This is a genomic window from Candidatus Methylomirabilota bacterium (assembly GCA_036002485.1).
Lineage (GTDB): Bacteria > Methylomirabilota > Methylomirabilia > Rokubacteriales > CSP1-6 > AR37.
Map to the genome: position 1 here is coordinate 1 of DASYTI010000027.1, position 2,594 is coordinate 2,594.

Here is a 2,594-nt window from a genome sequence, read left to right on the forward strand (position 1 = left end):
GGCGAGGTCGCCGCGCAAGCCCAGCCGGACGGGCAATTGACCATTGCCTTCGACGCCTCGATTGCCCCCACGTTTCTGGATCCGGCCGAGACCCCGGGCATCGGCACCCCGTTCGTGTTCCTGTATGCCATGCACGACGCGCTCATCAAGCCGCTGCCCGGCAATGACATGGCGCCATGCCTGGCCGAGTCCTGGAAAGAGAGCCCGGACGGCCTCGTGTACGAGTTCAAGCTGCGCGAGGGTCTGAAGTTCCACAACGGCGATCCCTTCACGGCGGAGGACGTGAAGTTCAGCTTCCTGCGCTATCGAGGCGCCTCGGCCAAGCTCCTGCACGACCGCGTGAAGGCCGTGGACATCATCGATCCGTATCGCATTCGCTTCGTCCTGCACACACCGTGGCCCGACTTCCTGGTGATCTATGCCACCCCGGCCACCGGCGCGGCGTGGATCGTGCCCAAGAAGTACCTCGAGAAGGTCGGCGAGGACGGATTCCGCCGTCAGCCGGTGGGGCTCGGGCCCTATCGCTTCTCACGCATGACTCCCGGCATAGAGCTGGTGCTGGAGGCCAACGAGCAATACTGGCGCAAGAAGCCTTCGATCAAGCGCGTCATCATCAAGGGCATCCCCGACCGCACGACACGCATGGCCATGCTCAAGACCGGAGAGGCGGACATTGGCTACCTGATGGTCGGCCTCGAAGCGGCCACCATCAAGGCGGACCCCAAGCTGCGCCTGGCCAAGGTGATTCCGCCGGCCACGTGGTGGATGGAATACCCCGAGCAGTGGAATCCCAAGTCGCCGTGGCACGACCGCCGCGTCCGGCTGGCCGCGACCCTGGCCGTCGACAAGAAGGGACTCAACGACGCGGAGCGGCTCGGGTTCTCGCGCCTGACGGGGTCGATGATCCCGGGTGTCATGGACTTCGCGCTCCGCATCGACCCGTACCCTTACGACCCGGCGCAGGCAAAGCGCCTCCTCGCGGAGGCCGGGTATCCCAATGGTTTCGACGCCGGCGATCTCACCCCGCTCCCTCCGTTCACCACCATGGGGGAGGCCGTGGGCAACTACCTCGCCACGGTGGGCATTCGCACGCGCGTGCGCAGCATGGAGCGGGCGACGTTCATGGAGGCGTGGCGCTCGAAGAAGCTCAGCGGCATCCTCGTAACGGTCTCGGCGCAGCCGGGCAACGCCTCCGTGCGCCTCGAAACCTTCGTCATCAGTAGCGCGCCGTACGCCTCCGGAGGGTATCCCGAGATCGACGACCTGTTCCAGCAACAGGCGCAAGAGCGCGACCGCAAGAAGCGTGAGACGCTGCTGCACCGGATCCAGCGCCTCATCCACGAGCGCGTCATGTACGGTCCGATCTTCGACCCCGCCACCCTGCACGGAGTCGGCCCGCGGGTCGAGGAGTCCGGGATCGGCTTGAACGCTCAGCTCTACTTCGCCGCGCCCTATGAGGACATGCGCCTGAAGAAACAGTGAGCCGCGCTTGCCATGAGTGAGCCTACCCCCCCGAGCCTCGACCACCCCGAGCTTCGCGCCGCGCTCGACCTCTTCGTCGCGTGGATCGAATACCGGCTCGCGTACTGGTCGCTCCCCAGCATCGCCGTGGCCCTCGTGCACGACCAGCAGCTCCTCTGGGCCCGCGCCTTCGGCCAGGCCGACGTCGAGCGCGGAATCCCGGCCACGCCGGCCACGGTCTATCGGGTGGGCTCGGTCACGAAGCTCTTCACGGCCACCGCGGTCATGCAGCTCCGGGACGCGGGCGCCCTCAGGCTCGACGATCCCGTGGCCCAGCACCTGCCGTGGTTCAAGATCGCGCGCGAGCGTGACCACGAGGGCGTCGAGCTGACCGTGCGTCAGCTCCTCAGCCACACCAGCGGCCTGCCCCGCGAGGCGGCTTTCCCGTACTGGGAGACGATGGACTTCCCGTCGATCGCCGAGGTGCGCGACGGCCTCACGCGGCAGTCGAGCGCGCTCGCGCCGGAATCGCAGTGGAAGTACTCGAACCTCGCCGTCGCGCTCGCGGGCGAGATCGTGGCCTCGGTCTCGGGCGTGCCGTATGCGCGCTACATCGAGCGCCGCATCCTCGAGCCGCTCGGGATGCGGAGCACGCTCGTCGACGGGATGTTGCCGGACGATCCAAGGCTCGCTCGAGGCTATAGCCGGCGCTTCCCGCGAGCGCCTCGCGAGCGCCGCGAGGTGGGCGACATCGGCGGCTTGATCGCGGCGGGCAATCTCGCCTCCACGGTGGAGGACCTCGCGCGCTTCGCCATGCTTCACTTCCGCACGACGGGTGGCGCCGAGGATTCGGTGCTGGCCGGCACCACCCTCAAGGAGATGCAGCGGATGCACTGGCTCGAGCCAGGCTGGCAGGCCGGCTGGGGTCTCGGCTTCCGCATCTACCGCGAGGAGGGCCGCACGTGCATCGGTCATGGCGGGCTCGTCCCGGGCCATGCGGCGGAGGTTCGGCTCCTTCCCTCCGAGAAGATCGCGATCATCGTGCTCTCGAACGCCGAGGACACCTGGCCGCTTCTCTATGCCCAGCGGGCCACAGCCTTGCTCGCGCCGGCGATTGCCGCAGCCAGCAGCGG

General features: G+C 67.8%; 2 protein-coding genes. Both read left to right on the forward strand.

Annotated features, from left to right (window positions below; genetic code table 11):
• Positions 1-1,482: ABC transporter substrate-binding protein (locus tag VGT00_02950; protein HEV8530356.1), on the forward strand; the 1,482-nt coding region annotated here is incomplete at its 5' end.
• A gap of 12 nt (positions 1,483-1,494) precedes the next feature.
• Positions 1,495-2,594, forward strand: a 1,100-nt coding sequence (locus VGT00_02955; protein HEV8530357.1) for a serine hydrolase domain-containing protein, incomplete at its 3' end; no start/stop codon positions are given.